This window comes from Inquilinus sp. NPDC058860, from assembly GCF_042743185.1.
Classification (GTDB): Bacteria; Pseudomonadota; Alphaproteobacteria; order DSM-16000; family Inquilinaceae; genus Inquilinus.
On the sequence record NZ_JBHYMS010000099.1, the window covers coordinates 1 to 14,063 of the forward strand.

A 14,063-nucleotide genomic window follows, 5' to 3' on the forward strand; every position below is an offset into this window, starting at 1 on the left:
CCCGGCTGAAGGTCCGGCTCTCCCGCTTGGACATCGGTTCTCCTTCTCAGAGAACTGTCCCTATTTTCCCTGTCTCACCAGCGGGGTCCACTCCAATATCTCAGATATTATTGAAATATTGACGTATCACTATTTCTATCATGACTTTGATACTTAGTGTTCGCCTCGTGCGTTGTTGAAGTGCGCGTTACGGTGAGCTAAATTCAGAATGGGAGTTGGCTGGCTGCGGCGACTCCTCTCAGCGGAACGGCGCCACTCGCGCATCCTAATGTGCTGACCCTGGCATTGGGGACCATGGCCCATGGTTGAGTCTAGGCGACCGACGGCGGCGTCCGCGGGGAATGATCCGTTGGGAACTGCCACTCCGGCTGCGGCGTTCCCTCTCCGCACCCGGCTTCCACCCTTGCCCAGATGCTGTCCGAACCCGGCCGATCCCACCGCAGCCTGACCCCGCTGACCGACAAGATCGGCGCGTTGTCCTCGACCAACGGAATCCTGGTGATCCTGGCGGCGACCGCGGCGCTGTATCTGGGCCGCGACGTCCTGATCCCGTTCTCGCTGGCGCTGCTGATCAGCTTCGCCATGGCCCCGGTGGTGCTGCAGCTGCGCAAGCTGGGGCTGCCACGGACCCCGGCGGTGCTGGTCGTGATCGTCGCCCTGTCGATCGCGGCGGCGGTCTTCATCGTGCTGGTCGCCAGCCAGGCGATCGACCTGGCCGGCAACCTGCCGCGATACCAGAGCAACCTCGAGGCGAAGATCCAGTCGATCAAGGAGGTCGCGCCGGGCGGCGGGCTGATCGACCGGCTGATGGCCATGGTGGCCCGCCTGTCGGAAGAGGCGACCGAACGGGCGGCGGCGGCGCCGATGGGCATGGAGGGCGCGCAGGGCAAGCCGGTCCCGGTACAGCTGGTGCCGCCGGCGCTGACGCCGATCCAGCTGGCCTGGGAGGTCGGCGCCCCGCTGATCGAGCCCTTCGCCATCATCGGCGTGGTCCTGGTCTTCTCGGTGTTCATGCTGCTGGAGCGCGAGGATCTGCGGAACCGGCTGATCTGGCTGCTCGGATCCAGGGACCTGACCCGCGCCACCGCGGCCATGGACGACGCGGCGCAGCGGTTGAGCCGATTCCTGCTGGCCCAGACGGTGCTGAACTTCGGCTACGGCGCGGCCTTCGGCATCGGTCTCTGGGTCATCGGCGTTCCCAACCCCGTGCTGTGGGGCCTGCTCGCGGCGGTGCTGCGCTTCATCCCCCTGGTCGGGACGATCGCCGCAGCGCTGCTGCCGACCATCCTCGCCTTCGCCGTCGATCCCGGCTGGCTGATGCCGCTGGGGACGATCGCGCTGTTCGTGGTGCTGGACCTCGTCACCGTCAATGTCGGGGAGCCGCTGCTGTATGGCGGCAGCACGGGCCTGTCGCCCTTCGCCGTGCTGTTCGCCACCATCTTCTGGCTCACCCTGTGGGGGATTCCGGGGCTGCTGCTGGCGGTGCCGCTGACGGTCTGCCTGGTCGTGCTGGGCCGGCACGTGCCGCAATTCGGCTTCCTGGACGTGCTCCTGGGCAGCACGCCGGCGCTGACGCCCGGGGCGCATTTCTATCAGCGCATCCTGGCCGGCGACCCGCTGGAAGCGTCGGAGCTGGCCGAGCGCGGGCTGCAGGGCCAGTCCCGGCAGGCGCTGTTCGAGAGCGTGATCCTGCCGGCCATCCACATGGCCCAGGCCGACCGGCAGCGGGGGGCGCTGGACGGCCCGCAGCGCGCCGCGGTCTGGGCCGGCATCCTGGCGGCGGTGGCGGATCTCGACGAGGACGGGCAGGACACGCCGCCCGCCGTGCTGTGCCTCGGCGCGCGGGACGAGCTGGACCAGGCCGCCGCGCTGATGACCGGCCAGCTCCTGGCCGAGAAGGGCGTCGCCTGCCGCTACGGCGACCGCGGCGGGGCCGTGCCCGAAGCGGTCGACGTTCCGGTGGTGATGGTGGCCCATGCCGGCAGCATGACCGAGCACCAGCTGGGCCGGCAGATCCGGCGGCTGCGCCGGCGCATCGGGCCGGACGCCATGCTGGTGGTCGGCCTGCTGGGGCCGCGGGAGCTGCCCGAGGAGACGCCGGACGGGCTGGAGGCGCACACGGTCGTCGCCCGCGGCTTCAGCGCCATCGCCGCGGCGGTGATGCAATGGACCCCGAAGCCGGCCGGAAACGGCGGCGGGGAGCCGGAGAGCGAGGCGATGCCGGAGCCGTCCGGCATCGCCGCGGCTTAACCCGGATATCCGGGTTAACCCTCAGGCCTCTTTCTTCTGCCGCTCGATCTTCTTGCGCTCGTTCGGGTCCAGCACCTGCTTGCGCAGGCGGATGGTCTTCGGCGTGACCTCGACCAGCTCGTCGTAGATCAGCCCCTGCTCCACCTGGCCGAAACTGCCGCATAAGGACGCGCGCCCGGCTGAGCCATGACTGGAACGCTCAGAGACGTGTCGCCGTTGCCTCTGGGCGCTTCGCTGGAAACTCAAAGGGACCAACGGAGGAAATGCCTCCGTGGCCCTCTGGACGGTTTCTTGCTGAGTTCCCCGGCGCTCCGCCGCGACTAGTTCAATCGTCTTCGCTCAACAGCGTTTGAAGAGCGAGGCTGACAGATCCCGAGGTGGCTGATGAACGCGCCGATCATGGAGAACGTCACGGGGCCAACCTATCGACCACCACCCTTAAATGGTCTTGCGCCGGTCCTTGACCGCAATATAGCTGCCCTGCAGCAACGAAGGGCCGCAGAGGAGCAGTCCGCATCGTGGCAGGAGCGGGTGTCTGATGAGATTACAAAGTTTACTGGAAGTATGTATTTTGTGTTTATCCATCTCCTTGCCTTTGGATTCTGGATAGTAGCGAATTTACATTTCATTCCAGGCATTCCGGTGTGGGATGAATCTTTTGTTGCTCTAGCTATGATTGCGTCAGTCGAGGCGATCTTTCTGTCTACGTTTGTCCTCATCTCACAGAATCGCATGGCCGCTGCTGCTAATAAGCGAGCAGATCTCGATTTACAGATCAGTCTTCTGGCGGAGCATGAACTCACAAAAATCGCGACGCTCCTCTCCGACATGGCGAAGCAGATGGGGATTCAGACAGGGGTCGCTCCAGAGATGGAAGAAATCAAAAGAGATGTATCTCCTGATGCAGTTCTGGATGAGATTGAGAGATCTAGCGATTGATGCGTTACATGTATGGCGCGATATCTCTTTGGACGAGGGGATTCTGATTCACAGTCGTTAGGGGAAGGGAGCGTGCTACTCAGATGTACCTGAGCCATTCCAGCGCCCGCCCTGCTGCCCCGAAACTGCCGCTCGATTTCTGGTACGAACGTGCAGGCGTAGTCGAGATCGTGTTTGCGAGCGGCTGCCGACTCTCGAAGATCGAGCCGGTCGGCCATCATTCTCAGGCAGGACCCGGCGCTTGCCGGGATCCACTCATCGGCCTCGTCGCGCACGATCTCAATCAGCCCCTGGAGCCCGACCAGATCTCTGTGGCTGAGACTGGCACCGGCGGCTACGGCCTCATTTTGATGACGGCCGCGAGAGGACAGCCACACTCATCCCTTTTTTGCCACTATCGTCGGGCGCGGAGGGGGTGAGACCTCCTCCAGTGTCTCCGCCGCGCCAGGCGCGTGCTTGGTTGACAGGTCGCCGAGCGAAACCATACCGACCAGTTGCCTGTCGGCGTGGATCACCGGAATGCGCCGGATCTGGGCTTGGCCCATTAGCTCCGACATGATCTTGGTAGCGTCGGCAACCTGCCCGCCCTCTGCGTCACGCGCGGCCAGAACCGCGGCCAATGAGTACCCCGGCCAGGGATAGCGACGCCGCAACTCCGAGGGCAATCAGTACGAACAGGAAAGGAGCCTCTGCCGGCACAAGATTGTGCGGCACGAGGTAAAAGCCCGATCGCGATCGAACACCGGGTTATTTGCGCAACCACGGAACGTCGAGGTTTGGCCGGGCGTTCACTGGGGTCAGTGCTGATTGAAGCTGCTGGTGAGCTATTCCGAACCTATCACACCGATTACCGTCCCGACCCTCGATCGCCACCTGTCACACGGATGACCGTCCCGACCCTCGATCGCCCCTGCGCGGTCTCTTTGCCACCCTCAACCCTCGTGCGCGATCAGATGAAAGATTACTCTGAAGTGGTTATCGTCGGAGGCGGTCCGGCCGGGCTGGCCGCCGCCGTGTACCTCAGCCGGTTCAGACGCCAGGTGACCGTCTTCGATGCCGGCGACTCTCGGTCGAAACTGATCGCAAAAAGCCACAACTGTCCGGGCTATCCCGCCGGAATAAGCGGACCCGCATTGCTGCAACGCATCCGCCGGCAGGCGCTCAAATTCGGCGCGGCCATCATCGACGGGCACGTGCAAAGTATCGGGCGTGTCGGTGACGCTTTCGAGGTTCGGTCCGCCGCGGGGGTGACGGTCTGCCGTCGCATCATTCTCGCCACCGGTATTGTGGATGCCGTACCTGATATTCCCGATCTGAGCAAGTTGATCGCGGTCGGAACCGTTCGGCTCTGCCCGGTATGTGATGGATATGAGGTGATTGGACGGAAGGTGGCCGTGCTCGGTCCGGAAGCAAAGGCCGTGCGCGAGGCATTGTTTCTGCGGGATTACACGCCGCACTTGCTCGTCCTGTGCAGCCCTCCGAGCGATGGTATCTCGGCTCTGCGCCAGCAGGCGTTAGCGGAGGGTATCGAAATTTCCGACTCGGCCGAGGGTCTCGCCGCTGGCAATCGCGGATTCACCGTGATCCTCAATGCTCAATCACGCCAGATTGACGTGCTATATGCCGCCCTCGGGTGCACGGTGCGCTCGGAACTGGCGTCGACCCTCGGTGCGCAACAGGACCGGGAGGGTTATGTGCTGGTCAATGAGCACCAGGAGACGTCGGTGGATGGGGTCTACGCTATCGGAGACGTGGTCAGGGCTCTCAATCAGATCGCAGTTGGGTTTGGGCACGCGGCCTTGGCGGCGACCGACATTCACAATGAACTGCGCGGAACGTTTCGAGGCACGGAAACGCTATGAGTACGCTTGATGTGGAGCGCATCTCGTTGAAGTAGCCCCAGACATAGAGCTTCAGGAGATCACGCGGATCATAATCGGGCCGTCCCATCGCCGCAGGCACCGCCCGGCCGAAGCCCAGAACCGCCAGGTCCAATCCATCAGCGAAGGCGTCGATCACCCGAACCTCCGCATCGGCCACGACATAGTCCTCCAGCCGAGCCGGCAGAAGCGACGCCTGTGCCCGCGCCAAACGACAGCGACAGCCGCCAAACCCGTCGCTCCCTCGTCGCCGCGCCGCGCTCGGCACCTGCCGCGACTGCTCTGGAGCCCTCCGGCATGCGCTCGCTGCCCGTCATGACCCGCACGACAACTGCTCGGGGTCCGGCGCGGGCCGATATCCCCATGGCTCGCCCCAGCCGGCCGGCCACCCCAGGGCTGACCGTGGCTTCCTCGCCTGAAAGCCTTTGGATGCCCGCGCCTCCAGGCCCGGTCGCATGCGCCGCAGCAGGCATCCGAAGCTCTGAACAGGAGGTGATATAGCGCCGGCTTGCGAGATACTCCGAAAAGGCGAAGACGCTCTCGAAACTTTGCCAGGGTGACTACGGTGACAAACCGCCTTCGAAATGAGCGCGGCGACACCGAGCCCAAGATCTCTGCTCCCGGCGGGATCCGAATTCGTTCTAACACATTCATCCGGCCGGGGCCCGGCAGCGTAGATTCAACGTCAGTCAATCAGCGTCCAAACGTCGAGCTTCAAGCCAGCTTCGGTGATCGCGACTGCCAGTTCGCCGGAGGTGTAGGGCTTCGTCAGCAGGAGGGCCCCCGGCACGCCAAACTGCGTGCAGTCCTCCGACCCGGCCTGCCCGCTGGTGTAGATGACCTGGATGTCGGGATGGATCCGCCGCACCTCACGGGCGACGGCCCAGCGATCGGGGGCCAGGAGGCATGTTGATGTCGGTGAACAAAATCTTCAGCGTCTCCCGGGCCTGGGCCAGAGCGATCCCCTCCTCTCCGCTCTGCGCGGCCAGCGGAACCAGTCCGAGCTCCTGAGCAGCGGCCTCGGCGACCATCCGTGAGAAGGGCTCGTCTTCCACGATGAGGATGGTCCGCATCCAGACGATTCCCGAACAATTGCTCCCAAACCGACCGGTATCAGGCCGGCTGGCGCCTGTCACTCCGTCAGGCGATGCAGTGGCAGTGACATCAGGATAGACAGGCCGTCGGCGCCCCACTCACGCGAGATCTGCCCCTGCAACTGACCTTTGATCGCGCCGTCAACTAGCCAGGTGCCGAAGCCTTCGCCGTTGGCCGCGCTCTCGGCCGGCGGCCCTCCACGCTCCATCCAGCGCAGCGACAGTGTTGCATCCTCGATCGTCCAAGTGACGGCGATGCGGCCGGGGGCGACTGACAGAGCTCCATATTTCGCGGCGTTGGTCGCCAGCTCGTGCAGCAGCAGCGCCAGGCTGGTCACCGCATGTCCGCCAATGGTCAATTCCGGCCCGTCGATGGCAATTCGATCGCCGGCGCCATACTCATAGGGCGAAAAGATGGTGCGCAGCAGGGCCTCGATCGTGGTCGACGTCGCCGCCTGCTCCTGCTTCAGGTCCGGCAGGATCAGCTCATGCGCGCGGGCCAGGGCGCTGAGCCGGTTCCGCACTTGCTCCGCCAGTTCCTCCGGCGAACGAGCGGTTCGGGTGCTCAGGGTGACGACGGCGCCGGCCAGGGCGAACAGGTTCTTGACCCGATGGCTGATCTCCCGCAGCAGCAGGACTTGGCGCTCCTGGGCCCGCTTCCGCTCGGTGATGTCGCGGGCGATCTTCGAGGCGCCCGTGATCTCGCCCTTGCGGTTCCGGATCGGCGAGATCGTCAGCGAGATCTCGACCAAGCTGCCATCCTTGCGGCGGCGGATGGTCTCGAAATGCTCGACCCGCTCGCCCCGCCGGATCCGCGCCAGGATCTCCGGTTCCTCGCCCAGCCGGTCGGCCGGGATCACGAGCGTGATCGGCTGGCCGATCGCCTCCTCGGCGGTGTAGCCGAACAGGCGTTCGGCCCCGTGATTCCAGCTCGTGATGACGCCGTTAAGATCCTTCGCGACGATCGCGTCGTCGGAGGATTCCACGATCGCGGCCAGACGCTGCGCCGCCCGTTCGCCGCGGGCACGCTCCTCGGCCTCGGCCAACGCTTGTTGCTCGGCGCGGTGCCGCTCCGTGATGTCGACCAGCATGTTCACGGCGCCGCTCAGCCGGCCCGAGACATCGAACAGCGGCGTCGGATAGGGGATAAACGGCACCCGCGTGCCGTCGGGCCGCTCGGCCATCGCCTCCATGCCCCGGATCGCCCTGCCCTGCTTCAGCGCCAGGGCCATCGGGCATTCGTCATGGGGCAGCGGCGTGCCATCCGGCCAGTAAAGCTTCCAGGAGCCGCAGAACTCGCTCTTGCCCAGCTCGGGGCGGCAGCCCCACAGCTCCGCCGCAGCCTCGTTGTAGAAGGTGATGCGCCCTTCGGCGTCGGTGGTGTAGATCGCGGCGGGCAGCGCCTCCAGAAGCTCATGCGCGGGCCCCTGCTCGACGGGGACGGCTGACCGGAGTGACAATGGTGTGACGGGTGACGCGGCCGCGGTGACGTGCTTCATCGGTAACCCTTTTGTGCCAGCCTATGCAAAACCTGCCCGCGCCGAAGCCGAGGGCCGGTAGCAGTCGCCGCAGTCAGCCAACTCCCAGTTTGAATTTAGCTCACGGTAACGCGCACTTCAACAATGCACGAGGTAAACGCTAAGGACTAAAGTCTTGTCAGAGACATGAAATCTTCATCGTTTCAATGCGATCTGAGCCAATCTTAGCGTTTATCTTTATACATTAAAATTATCGAGCCCCCTGAGATCGCCGACGCTGCCTAGCACCACGAATTGTACAATTCAATCGGTGACAATCGCGCTTCTTCTGTCGGCCCGCAAAGGTCACTATAACTATAGCCAGAATCCTGGGCAAGTTGCGCCACGCCAACAGTTTGATTTTCTACATCCGCCGAAGGTGGCGGATGACCGCCATGGGCAAGATCGAGGGTGGTCGGCACCTGCGTCGACCCGGCGGATTTCGCGGCCGCTGAGATTTCCTCGGACGACTTCGCGTGGTCGTCGATCATCAACTGGGCAAAGATCTCATGTCCGCGCTGGTGGATTTTTGCAATGTGATCCTGCTCGACTGGATCTCGAACTGGTCACTCGTCGCAGCCTTCTGGATGAAGGCGTCCGTCAGGGACTGCCCAGGCATCGATGTCGTGGACGTGGTCTGGGCAAAGGTCGCGGGTCCCGCGAGCGCTGCTGTGGCGATCGCGATGGCGAATGAGAGGAGATGACGCGGCATTGGGTCCGACCTGCAATCAAGGGGAGATGTCGGTTCAGCGGGCGCAATGGGCAGACTCGTTCCGAATGACTGCGAGTGGCCTGCCGCGAGGCGCGCGAAGAGCGCCTCGGAACCAGTAACCTTCATTTTGTATTGGCCGGCCACCTGCCCCCGCGACCGCCCCATCCGCCCCATCGCGCGGGCGGCGCCGATGACGATCGCGACGCGGCCCTCGAAGCGCGGAGGGATGGAGATCGGCGGACCAGCCGACGGATCTGGAGAGGGTGACATCATGGGGAGGCTCCCGCTTCAGGAAGGGCTGCGTTTCCGGACGGATCCTGACGGCGTACCGGCAGTGCTCGCTCCGCCAGTGCCGATGCCACCCGGCCCGGCACCTGGGCCGCCGCTGGGCGTCGTTCCTCGGGGTTGCAAGCCGCTTGCGACGCCGTCTGCGGTGTCTCCGGGCGGTGCGATATCGGCGCTTTCGGCCCGCTCGCCGGATTGGATCTCCCGCAAGGCGCGATCCCAGTGCTCCTGGTCGCGACCGGATGGCCAGCCTTCAATTTCCCAGATCTCGTACGCGCGCGCCCTGATCCGGTCTTCCAAGCTCGTATCCATCGTGTGCCTTCCTAGGTTCCATCCAGTTGCTGTGTGCGATCGTATAGGTTCAGGTGGCACATAGTTCCGGGACTGACGGACTACGGCTCACGTGGATGTTGCCCCTCGCGCCCTCGTCAGGGGATGATTGCCTCGGGAGCCGTCAGTTGGACAGCGCTGCTGTACCGTTGGCGATCGCCGGTTCCGTGTCCGCACCGTTTTATTTATGAATCATTTGATAGAAGATGGGGCGCAAAGCGAAGCGACGGAGGGAACCAGACAAGCCGAGGTTGATTATTTCTCGATCAAAGAATCTTTTCGCCAACGGAACCAATGATCCTGATACCATGTCGTCCACTCGGCGGTTCGCTACGGTGGCAGGCCGCGAGGCGGAGAAGCGCAATGGATTTCCACGATTACGACATCGTGATCGCCGGCGCCGGCCTGTTCGGGCTCACCCTCGCCGAGCGCTGCGCCGCGCAACTCGGCGCCCGGGTCTGCATCTTGGAGCGGCGTAACCATATCGGCGGCAACGCCTATTCGGAAATCGACCCCGAGACCGGCATCGAGTACCACCGCTACGGTGCGCATCTGTTCCACACCTCGAACGAAGAGGTCTGGACCTATGTCAACCGCTTCGCTGACTTCACTGGCTACCAGCATCGCGTGTTCACGCGCCATCGCGGCCAAGTATTCCCGATGCCGATTAACCTGGCGACGATGTGCCAGTTCTTCGGCCGGGCCTTCACCCCCGCCGAAGCGCGGGCGCTGATCGCCCGGCAGGCGCGGCAGGATGGAGTGGGGACGCCGCGGAACCTGGAGGAGAAGGCGATATCTCTGATCGGCCGGCCGCTCTACGAGGCTTTCATCCGGGGCTACACATTGAAGCAGTGGCAGACCGATCCGAAGGACTTGCCCGATACCATCATCACCCGGCTGCCAGTGCGCTACACCTTCGACAACCGTTATTTCAGCGACGCGTTCGAAGGGCTCCCCGCCGAAGGCTATACGGCGATGTTCCGGCGGATGGTCGGATCGCTGCCGATCGACATCCGGTTGGGCGTCGATTTCTTCGACATCCGCGACCGCATCCCGGCGTGCAAGACCGTGGTCTACACCGGGCCGATCGACCGCTATTTCGGCTACCGGGCGGGCCGGCTCGGCTGGCGGACCCTGCGCTTCGAGCGCGCGGTGCTCGACGTCGACGATTTCCAGGGCACCTCGGTGATGAACTACGCCGATGAGGATGTGCCCTATACCCGCATACACGAGTTTCGCCATTTTCACCCTGAGCGGAAATACAAGGCCAGGAAGACCCTGATTATGCGTGAATACTCGCTATGGTCCCTGGGGCGGGACGACGAGCCCTACTATCCGGTAAACGCCGATAGGGACAAGGACCTCTACGAGAATTACAGGGCGATGGCAGCCCGTGAGCGGAACGTCGTCTTCGGCGGCCGGCTCGGGACCTATCGCTACATCGACATGCATCAGGCCATCGGCGCCGCCCTCAAGGCCTTCGAGCGCCAGATCAAGCCCCGCCTGCTCGACGGTTCGAGCCAGCCCGACCCGCATCAGCTCGAGCTGGCGTGAGCGGCGGAAGGCGCTTCACTCACAACCGAGGACCCCATGGACCTTATCGCACCTCAGCCGTCGCCAGCGCCGATCCTCGACGAAATGGCCCGGGAATCGGCCCTGCTGCAGATGTCGTCCGTACAGCCGGACTCCCTGATCTGCTTCTCCCATCTGCGTTGGGACTTCGTCTATCAACGGCCGCAGCATCTGATGACCCGCCTCGCACAGCGGTTCCCGGTCTTCTATGTTGAAGAGCCGGTACTGCGCGATCTCGACCAGCCGAACCTCGCCGTGGTCACGCATGGCGTCGGGGTGACGGTGGTGGTGCCGATCCTGCCCGACCGGCTGAGCCCGGGCGAGCAGGTCGCAGCGCAACGGCAGCTGCTCGACCGATTCCTGGCCGAGCGGAACCTGACGGTGCCGATTCTATGGTATTATATGCCGATGATGCGGGCTTTCTCGGACCACCTGCCGGCGGTACGGATCGTCTACGACTGCATGGACGAGCTCTCCGCCTTCCTGGGCGCCCCGCCGGAACTGATCGAGCGCGAAGCCGAGCTCCTGCAGGCTGCGGATGTCGTCCTCACCGGCGGTATCAGCCTGTACGAGGCGAAGAAGGGCCGGCATCCGAACATCTATCCATTCCCGAGCAGCATCGACGTCGCCCACTTCGCCTCCGCCCGGCAGCTGATGCCGGAGCCGGCCGACCAAACGTCCATCCCGCACCCGCGGCTGGGGCACTACGCCGTGCTGGACGAGAGACTGGACATCGAGCTCCTGGCCTATGTCGCCGACGCGCAGCCCAATTGGCAGCTGATCCTGGTCGGCCCGGTGGTCAAGATCGACCCGGCGGCGCTGCCCCGGCGGCCCAACATCCACTATCTCGGCCCGAAGCGGTACGAGGCGCTGCCAGCCTATCTCTCGGGCTGGGATCTCGCGATCATGCCGTTCGCCCGCAACGCCGCCACGCGCTTCATCAGCCCAACCAAGACCCCGGAATACTTGGCCGCGGGCAAGCGGGTCGTCTCCACCGACGTCAAGGACGTGGTCCGGACCTACGGTGAGACCGGCCTGGTGAGCATCGCCGCTACGCCGGAGCTGTTCGTCCGGGCCGTCGAGCGCGAGCTTAACCGACAGTATGACGAGGCTTGGCTGCGGCAGGTGGATGAAATGCTCGCCCGCACCTCCTGGGACCGGACGGCGGGCGAAATGCTGTCGCTGCTGCAGGGCCACGAACCGTGATATTCGCGTCCAGGGAAGAACGCCCGCTCTTCGCCAGCTTCTTCCAGGCCGGCTTCGAATGCGCCAGCCATCGGCGGCGCGGCGATCGGCGGCGGGTCGATGTGATCAAGGCGACTGGACACGACCGGTTCTGCCGGCAGGACTACAGGGCGGTGCTCGACCACGGCATCTCGACCGTGCGCGATGGCCTCAGATGGCATCGGATCGAGAGGCTGCCGGGCTGGTACGACTGGTCGAGCACCCTGCCGATGATCCGGGCCGCGCGCGAACTCGGGGTCCAGGTGATCTGGGACGTGTGTCATTACGGCTATCCCGATGGGCTCGACATCTGGAACCCGGCCTTCGTCGACCGCTTCGCGGCGTTCGCCGGGGCCGCCGCCGCCCTGATCCGGGACGAGCAGGAGGGGGTGCCGTATTACTGTCCGGTCAACGAGATCTCCTATTGGGCCTGGGCCGGCGGTGACACCGCGCGGATAAGTCCTTTCGCGACCGGCCGGGGGAACGCGCTCAAGCGCCAGCTGGTGCGGGCGGCGTTGGCGGCGATCCGTGCGATCCGGGAGGTCGATCCGCGGGCGCGCTTCGTCCAGTCCGAGCCGGCAATCCATGTCCGTGCCGCGCCCGATCGGCCGAGAGACGCGGATCAGGCCGAGCGGTATCGGCAATCCCAGTTCGAGGCCTGGGACCTTATTTGCGGTACGATGGAGCCGGAACTCGGTGGCGATCCGTCCTGCCTCGACATCCTCGGGATCAACTATTATCCCGACAATCAGTGGTTCCTGACCGGCGGCATGATCGGACTGGGCCACCATTGTTACCGGCCGTTCCGCGAGATCCTGCGGGAAATCAGCGCCCGCTACACGCGGCCGATGGTGATCAGTGAGACGGGTGCCGAATCCACGGCGCGTCCGGCTTGGCTGAACTATGTCTGCGGCGAAGTCGTGGCGGCACGATCAGTTGGCGTGCCAGTCGATGGAACCTGTCTCTACCCGATCCTCGACTATCCGGGGTGGGAGGACGACCGGGTCTGCGAGGTGGGGCTGCTCGGCCCGGCGGACGAGACCGGTCGCCGCCCGCTCTGCGGGCCGCTGGCGGCTGCGCTGGCGCAGCAGCAGTTAGCCCTGGCCTCGGCCGACCGCGGCCGCGAGGCGCCGGCCGTTTCCGACCGGCCGACCTTGGGACTCGCCGGCTGATGTCGTCCTGGGCGTCGGCAACGACGGGGCGCGGCCGCCACTGGCGAGCGGTCCGCTGGTCTTCCTGTGGCACTACGTGAAGGAGCACCCGGCCGCCTTCTCGGCGCCGCAGTCATGGTGCTTGCCGCTGCCGGCTGCGCGGTCGCCGTGCAATACGCGATGAAGCTGATCGTCGACGCCATGGACGGCGGCGATCGGCCGGGGGTGATGGGCGCTGTGTGTGTTCCTGGCGCTGATCGCCAGCGAGAATGTGCTCTGGCGGCTCGGCGGCGGTGGCGGTCGGCCGGTTCGGCGGGTGGAGCCGTCCGCTGCATTTGGCCTATGCGGATGAGGGGAACCAGGTCGGGGGTGACTTGATCGACACCGTCGGCAATGTCTGGGCGGTGACGGCGTTCTCTACGCGCAGCCGCGAGCTCCGTCGGCTGGAGCGCCGCTTCCGCAGCGAGGCTGCGACCCAGAAGCGGAGCTGGCTTTACCTGGAGAAGACCCGGACCCTGCACGACGGGGCGCTCTGCGTCTTCGCCGGGGGTTTGTCACGTTCACGGTCTTGCGGGGAGCCCGCGAGCAGCGTAGCGGTGGCCATGACCCCAGCTGACTATGCCGGTTATCGCTTTCCATCCGACGTGATCCAGCGCGCCGTCTGGATGTACCTCCGCTTCACGCCGAGCTACCGCGACGTCGAGGACCTGCTCGCCGAGCGCGGTATCGAGGTGTCGTACGAGACCATCCGTCGGTGGGTCAGCGCGTTCGGCCCGATGATCGCGAGGCGTCTTCGCGCAGCGGCCGGCGCCGCACCGGCGCTGGCACCTCGACGAGATGTTCGTCCGGATCGGTGGCAAGCAGATGTATCTCTGGCGGGCCGTCGATGCCGAGGGTGAGGTGCTCGACGTGCTGGTTCAGGCCAGGCGGGACGCGGCGGCCGCCGCAAGCTGATGCGCAAGCTCCTCCGGAAGCAGGGCATCGCCCCGAACGAGTGGGTCACCGACAAGTGCCCGGCCTACGCCGCTGCACTTCACGATCTGGGCCTCGGCGCCGCAGTACATCAGGGTCAAGCGGCAAAACAACCGGGCCGAGAGCTCGCACGTCCC

At 64.9% G+C, this 14,063-nt stretch carries 12 protein-coding genes and 2 pseudogenes; 9 read left to right on the forward strand and 5 right to left on the reverse strand.

What is annotated here, in order from left to right:
• The first annotated feature begins 411 nt into the window (after window positions 1-411).
• Entirely contained in the window at window positions 412-2,250 is a 1,839-nt protein-coding gene (locus ACFW16_RS34925) for an AI-2E family transporter (RefSeq protein WP_380313718.1), read from the forward strand.
• 21 nt (window positions 2,251-2,271) lie between these two features.
• Here the strand turns inward: ACFW16_RS34925 and ACFW16_RS34930 are convergent.
• Window positions 2,272-2,394, reverse strand: a pseudogene (locus ACFW16_RS34930) (hypothetical protein); the annotation flags it as partial.
• 240 nt (window positions 2,395-2,634) lie between these two features.
• Here ACFW16_RS34930 and ACFW16_RS34935 point away from each other — a divergent pair.
• From ACFW16_RS34935 to ACFW16_RS34945, 3 genes are all read left to right on the forward strand, one after another.
• The gene (locus ACFW16_RS34935) at window positions 2,635-3,189 is read left to right on the forward strand and encodes a DUF1003 domain-containing protein (protein WP_380313719.1); all 555 of its coding nucleotides are present in this window, start codon (window positions 2,635-2,637) and stop codon (window positions 3,187-3,189) included.
• Between the two features lie 83 nt (window positions 3,190-3,272).
• Window positions 3,273-3,608: a hypothetical protein gene (locus ACFW16_RS34940; protein WP_380313720.1), complete on the forward strand. Its 336-nt coding sequence runs from the start codon at window positions 3,273-3,275 to the stop codon at window positions 3,606-3,608.
• Window positions 3,609-4,073: 465 nt separating this feature from the next.
• Window positions 4,074-5,051, forward strand: coding sequence for an NAD(P)/FAD-dependent oxidoreductase (locus tag ACFW16_RS34945; protein WP_380313721.1), 978 nt, complete (start codon window positions 4,074-4,076; stop codon window positions 5,049-5,051).
• A gap of 703 nt (window positions 5,052-5,754) precedes the next feature.
• On the opposite strand, the gene ACFW16_RS34950 is transcribed toward ACFW16_RS34945, so the two are convergent.
• Genes ACFW16_RS34950 through ACFW16_RS34960 form a run of 3 tightly spaced genes read right to left on the reverse strand, consistent with a single transcriptional unit; the run spans window position 5,755 to window position 7,662 of the window.
• Window positions 5,755-5,937 carry a hypothetical protein gene (locus tag ACFW16_RS34950; protein ID WP_380313722.1) on the reverse strand — a complete coding sequence of 61 codons (183 nt, stop codon included), beginning with the start codon at window positions 5,935-5,937 and terminating at the stop codon, window positions 5,755-5,757.
• A 1-nt stretch (window position 5,938) separates the two neighbouring features.
• Window positions 5,939-6,142: a hypothetical protein gene (locus ACFW16_RS34955; protein ID WP_380313723.1), complete on the reverse strand. Its 204-nt coding sequence runs from the start codon at window positions 6,140-6,142 to the stop codon at window positions 5,939-5,941.
• Between the two features lie 59 nt (window positions 6,143-6,201).
• A complete protein-coding gene (locus tag ACFW16_RS34960) occupies window positions 6,202-7,662 on the reverse strand; it encodes a PAS domain S-box protein (protein WP_380313724.1) in 1,461 nt (486 codons plus the stop codon).
• 494 nt (window positions 7,663-8,156) lie between these two features.
• Between ACFW16_RS34960 and ACFW16_RS34965 the strand changes: the two genes are divergently transcribed.
• Window positions 8,157-8,384 (forward strand): hypothetical protein, encoded by a 228-nt coding sequence (locus tag ACFW16_RS34965; protein ID WP_380313725.1) that lies wholly within the window; start codon window positions 8,157-8,159, stop codon window positions 8,382-8,384.
• Window positions 8,385-8,680: 296 nt separating this feature from the next.
• Here ACFW16_RS34965 and ACFW16_RS34970 read toward each other — a convergent pair whose 3' ends face one another.
• Window positions 8,681-8,989, reverse strand: coding sequence for a DUF2934 domain-containing protein (locus tag ACFW16_RS34970; RefSeq protein WP_380313726.1), 309 nt, complete (start codon window positions 8,987-8,989; stop codon window positions 8,681-8,683).
• A 381-nt stretch (window positions 8,990-9,370) separates the two neighbouring features.
• Here ACFW16_RS34970 and glf point away from each other — a divergent pair, with 381 nt between their 5' ends.
• From glf to ACFW16_RS34990, 4 genes and pseudogenes are all read left to right on the forward strand, one after another.
• A complete protein-coding gene (gene glf, locus ACFW16_RS34975; RefSeq protein WP_380313727.1) occupies window positions 9,371-10,561 on the forward strand; it encodes a UDP-galactopyranose mutase in 1,191 nt (396 codons plus the stop codon).
• Between the two features lie 36 nt (window positions 10,562-10,597).
• Window positions 10,598-11,785, forward strand: coding sequence for a glycosyltransferase family 1 protein (locus ACFW16_RS34980; RefSeq protein ID WP_380313728.1), 1,188 nt, complete (start codon window positions 10,598-10,600; stop codon window positions 11,783-11,785).
• A gap of 152 nt (window positions 11,786-11,937) precedes the next feature.
• Complete coding sequence (locus tag ACFW16_RS34985; RefSeq protein ID WP_380313729.1) at window positions 11,938-12,975, forward strand: beta-glucosidase; 1,038 nt, start codon at window positions 11,938-11,940, stop codon at window positions 12,973-12,975.
• Window positions 12,976-13,556: 581 nt separating this feature from the next.
• Window positions 13,557-14,063: pseudogene (locus ACFW16_RS34990) on the forward strand (IS6 family transposase); the annotation flags it as partial.

What these genes read in the sequence shown, in the direction of transcription:
- ACFW16_RS34925 (WP_380313718.1), top strand. Translation starts at nt 412, where the DNA reads ATGCTGTCCGAACCCGGCCGATCCCACCGCAGCCTGACCCCGCTGACC.
- ACFW16_RS34935 (WP_380313719.1), top strand. Translation starts at nt 2,635, where the DNA reads ATGAACGCGCCGATCATGGAGAACGTCACGGGGCCAACCTATCGACCA.
- ACFW16_RS34940 (WP_380313720.1), top strand. Translation starts at nt 3,273, where the DNA reads ATGTACCTGAGCCATTCCAGCGCCCGCCCTGCTGCCCCGAAACTGCCG.
- ACFW16_RS34945 (WP_380313721.1), top strand. Translation starts at nt 4,074, where the DNA reads ATGACCGTCCCGACCCTCGATCGCCCCTGCGCGGTCTCTTTGCCACCC.
- ACFW16_RS34955 (WP_380313723.1), bottom strand. Translation starts at nt 6,142, where the DNA reads ATGCGGACCATCCTCATCGTGGAAGACGAGCCCTTCTCACGGATGGTC.
- ACFW16_RS34960 (WP_380313724.1), bottom strand. Translation starts at nt 7,662, where the DNA reads ATGAAGCACGTCACCGCGGCCGCGTCACCCGTCACACCATTGTCACTC.
- ACFW16_RS34970 (WP_380313726.1), bottom strand. Translation starts at nt 8,989, where the DNA reads ATGGATACGAGCTTGGAAGACCGGATCAGGGCGCGCGCGTACGAGATC.
- glf (WP_380313727.1), top strand. Translation starts at nt 9,371, where the DNA reads ATGGATTTCCACGATTACGACATCGTGATCGCCGGCGCCGGCCTGTTC.
- ACFW16_RS34980 (WP_380313728.1), top strand. Translation starts at nt 10,598, where the DNA reads ATGGACCTTATCGCACCTCAGCCGTCGCCAGCGCCGATCCTCGACGAA.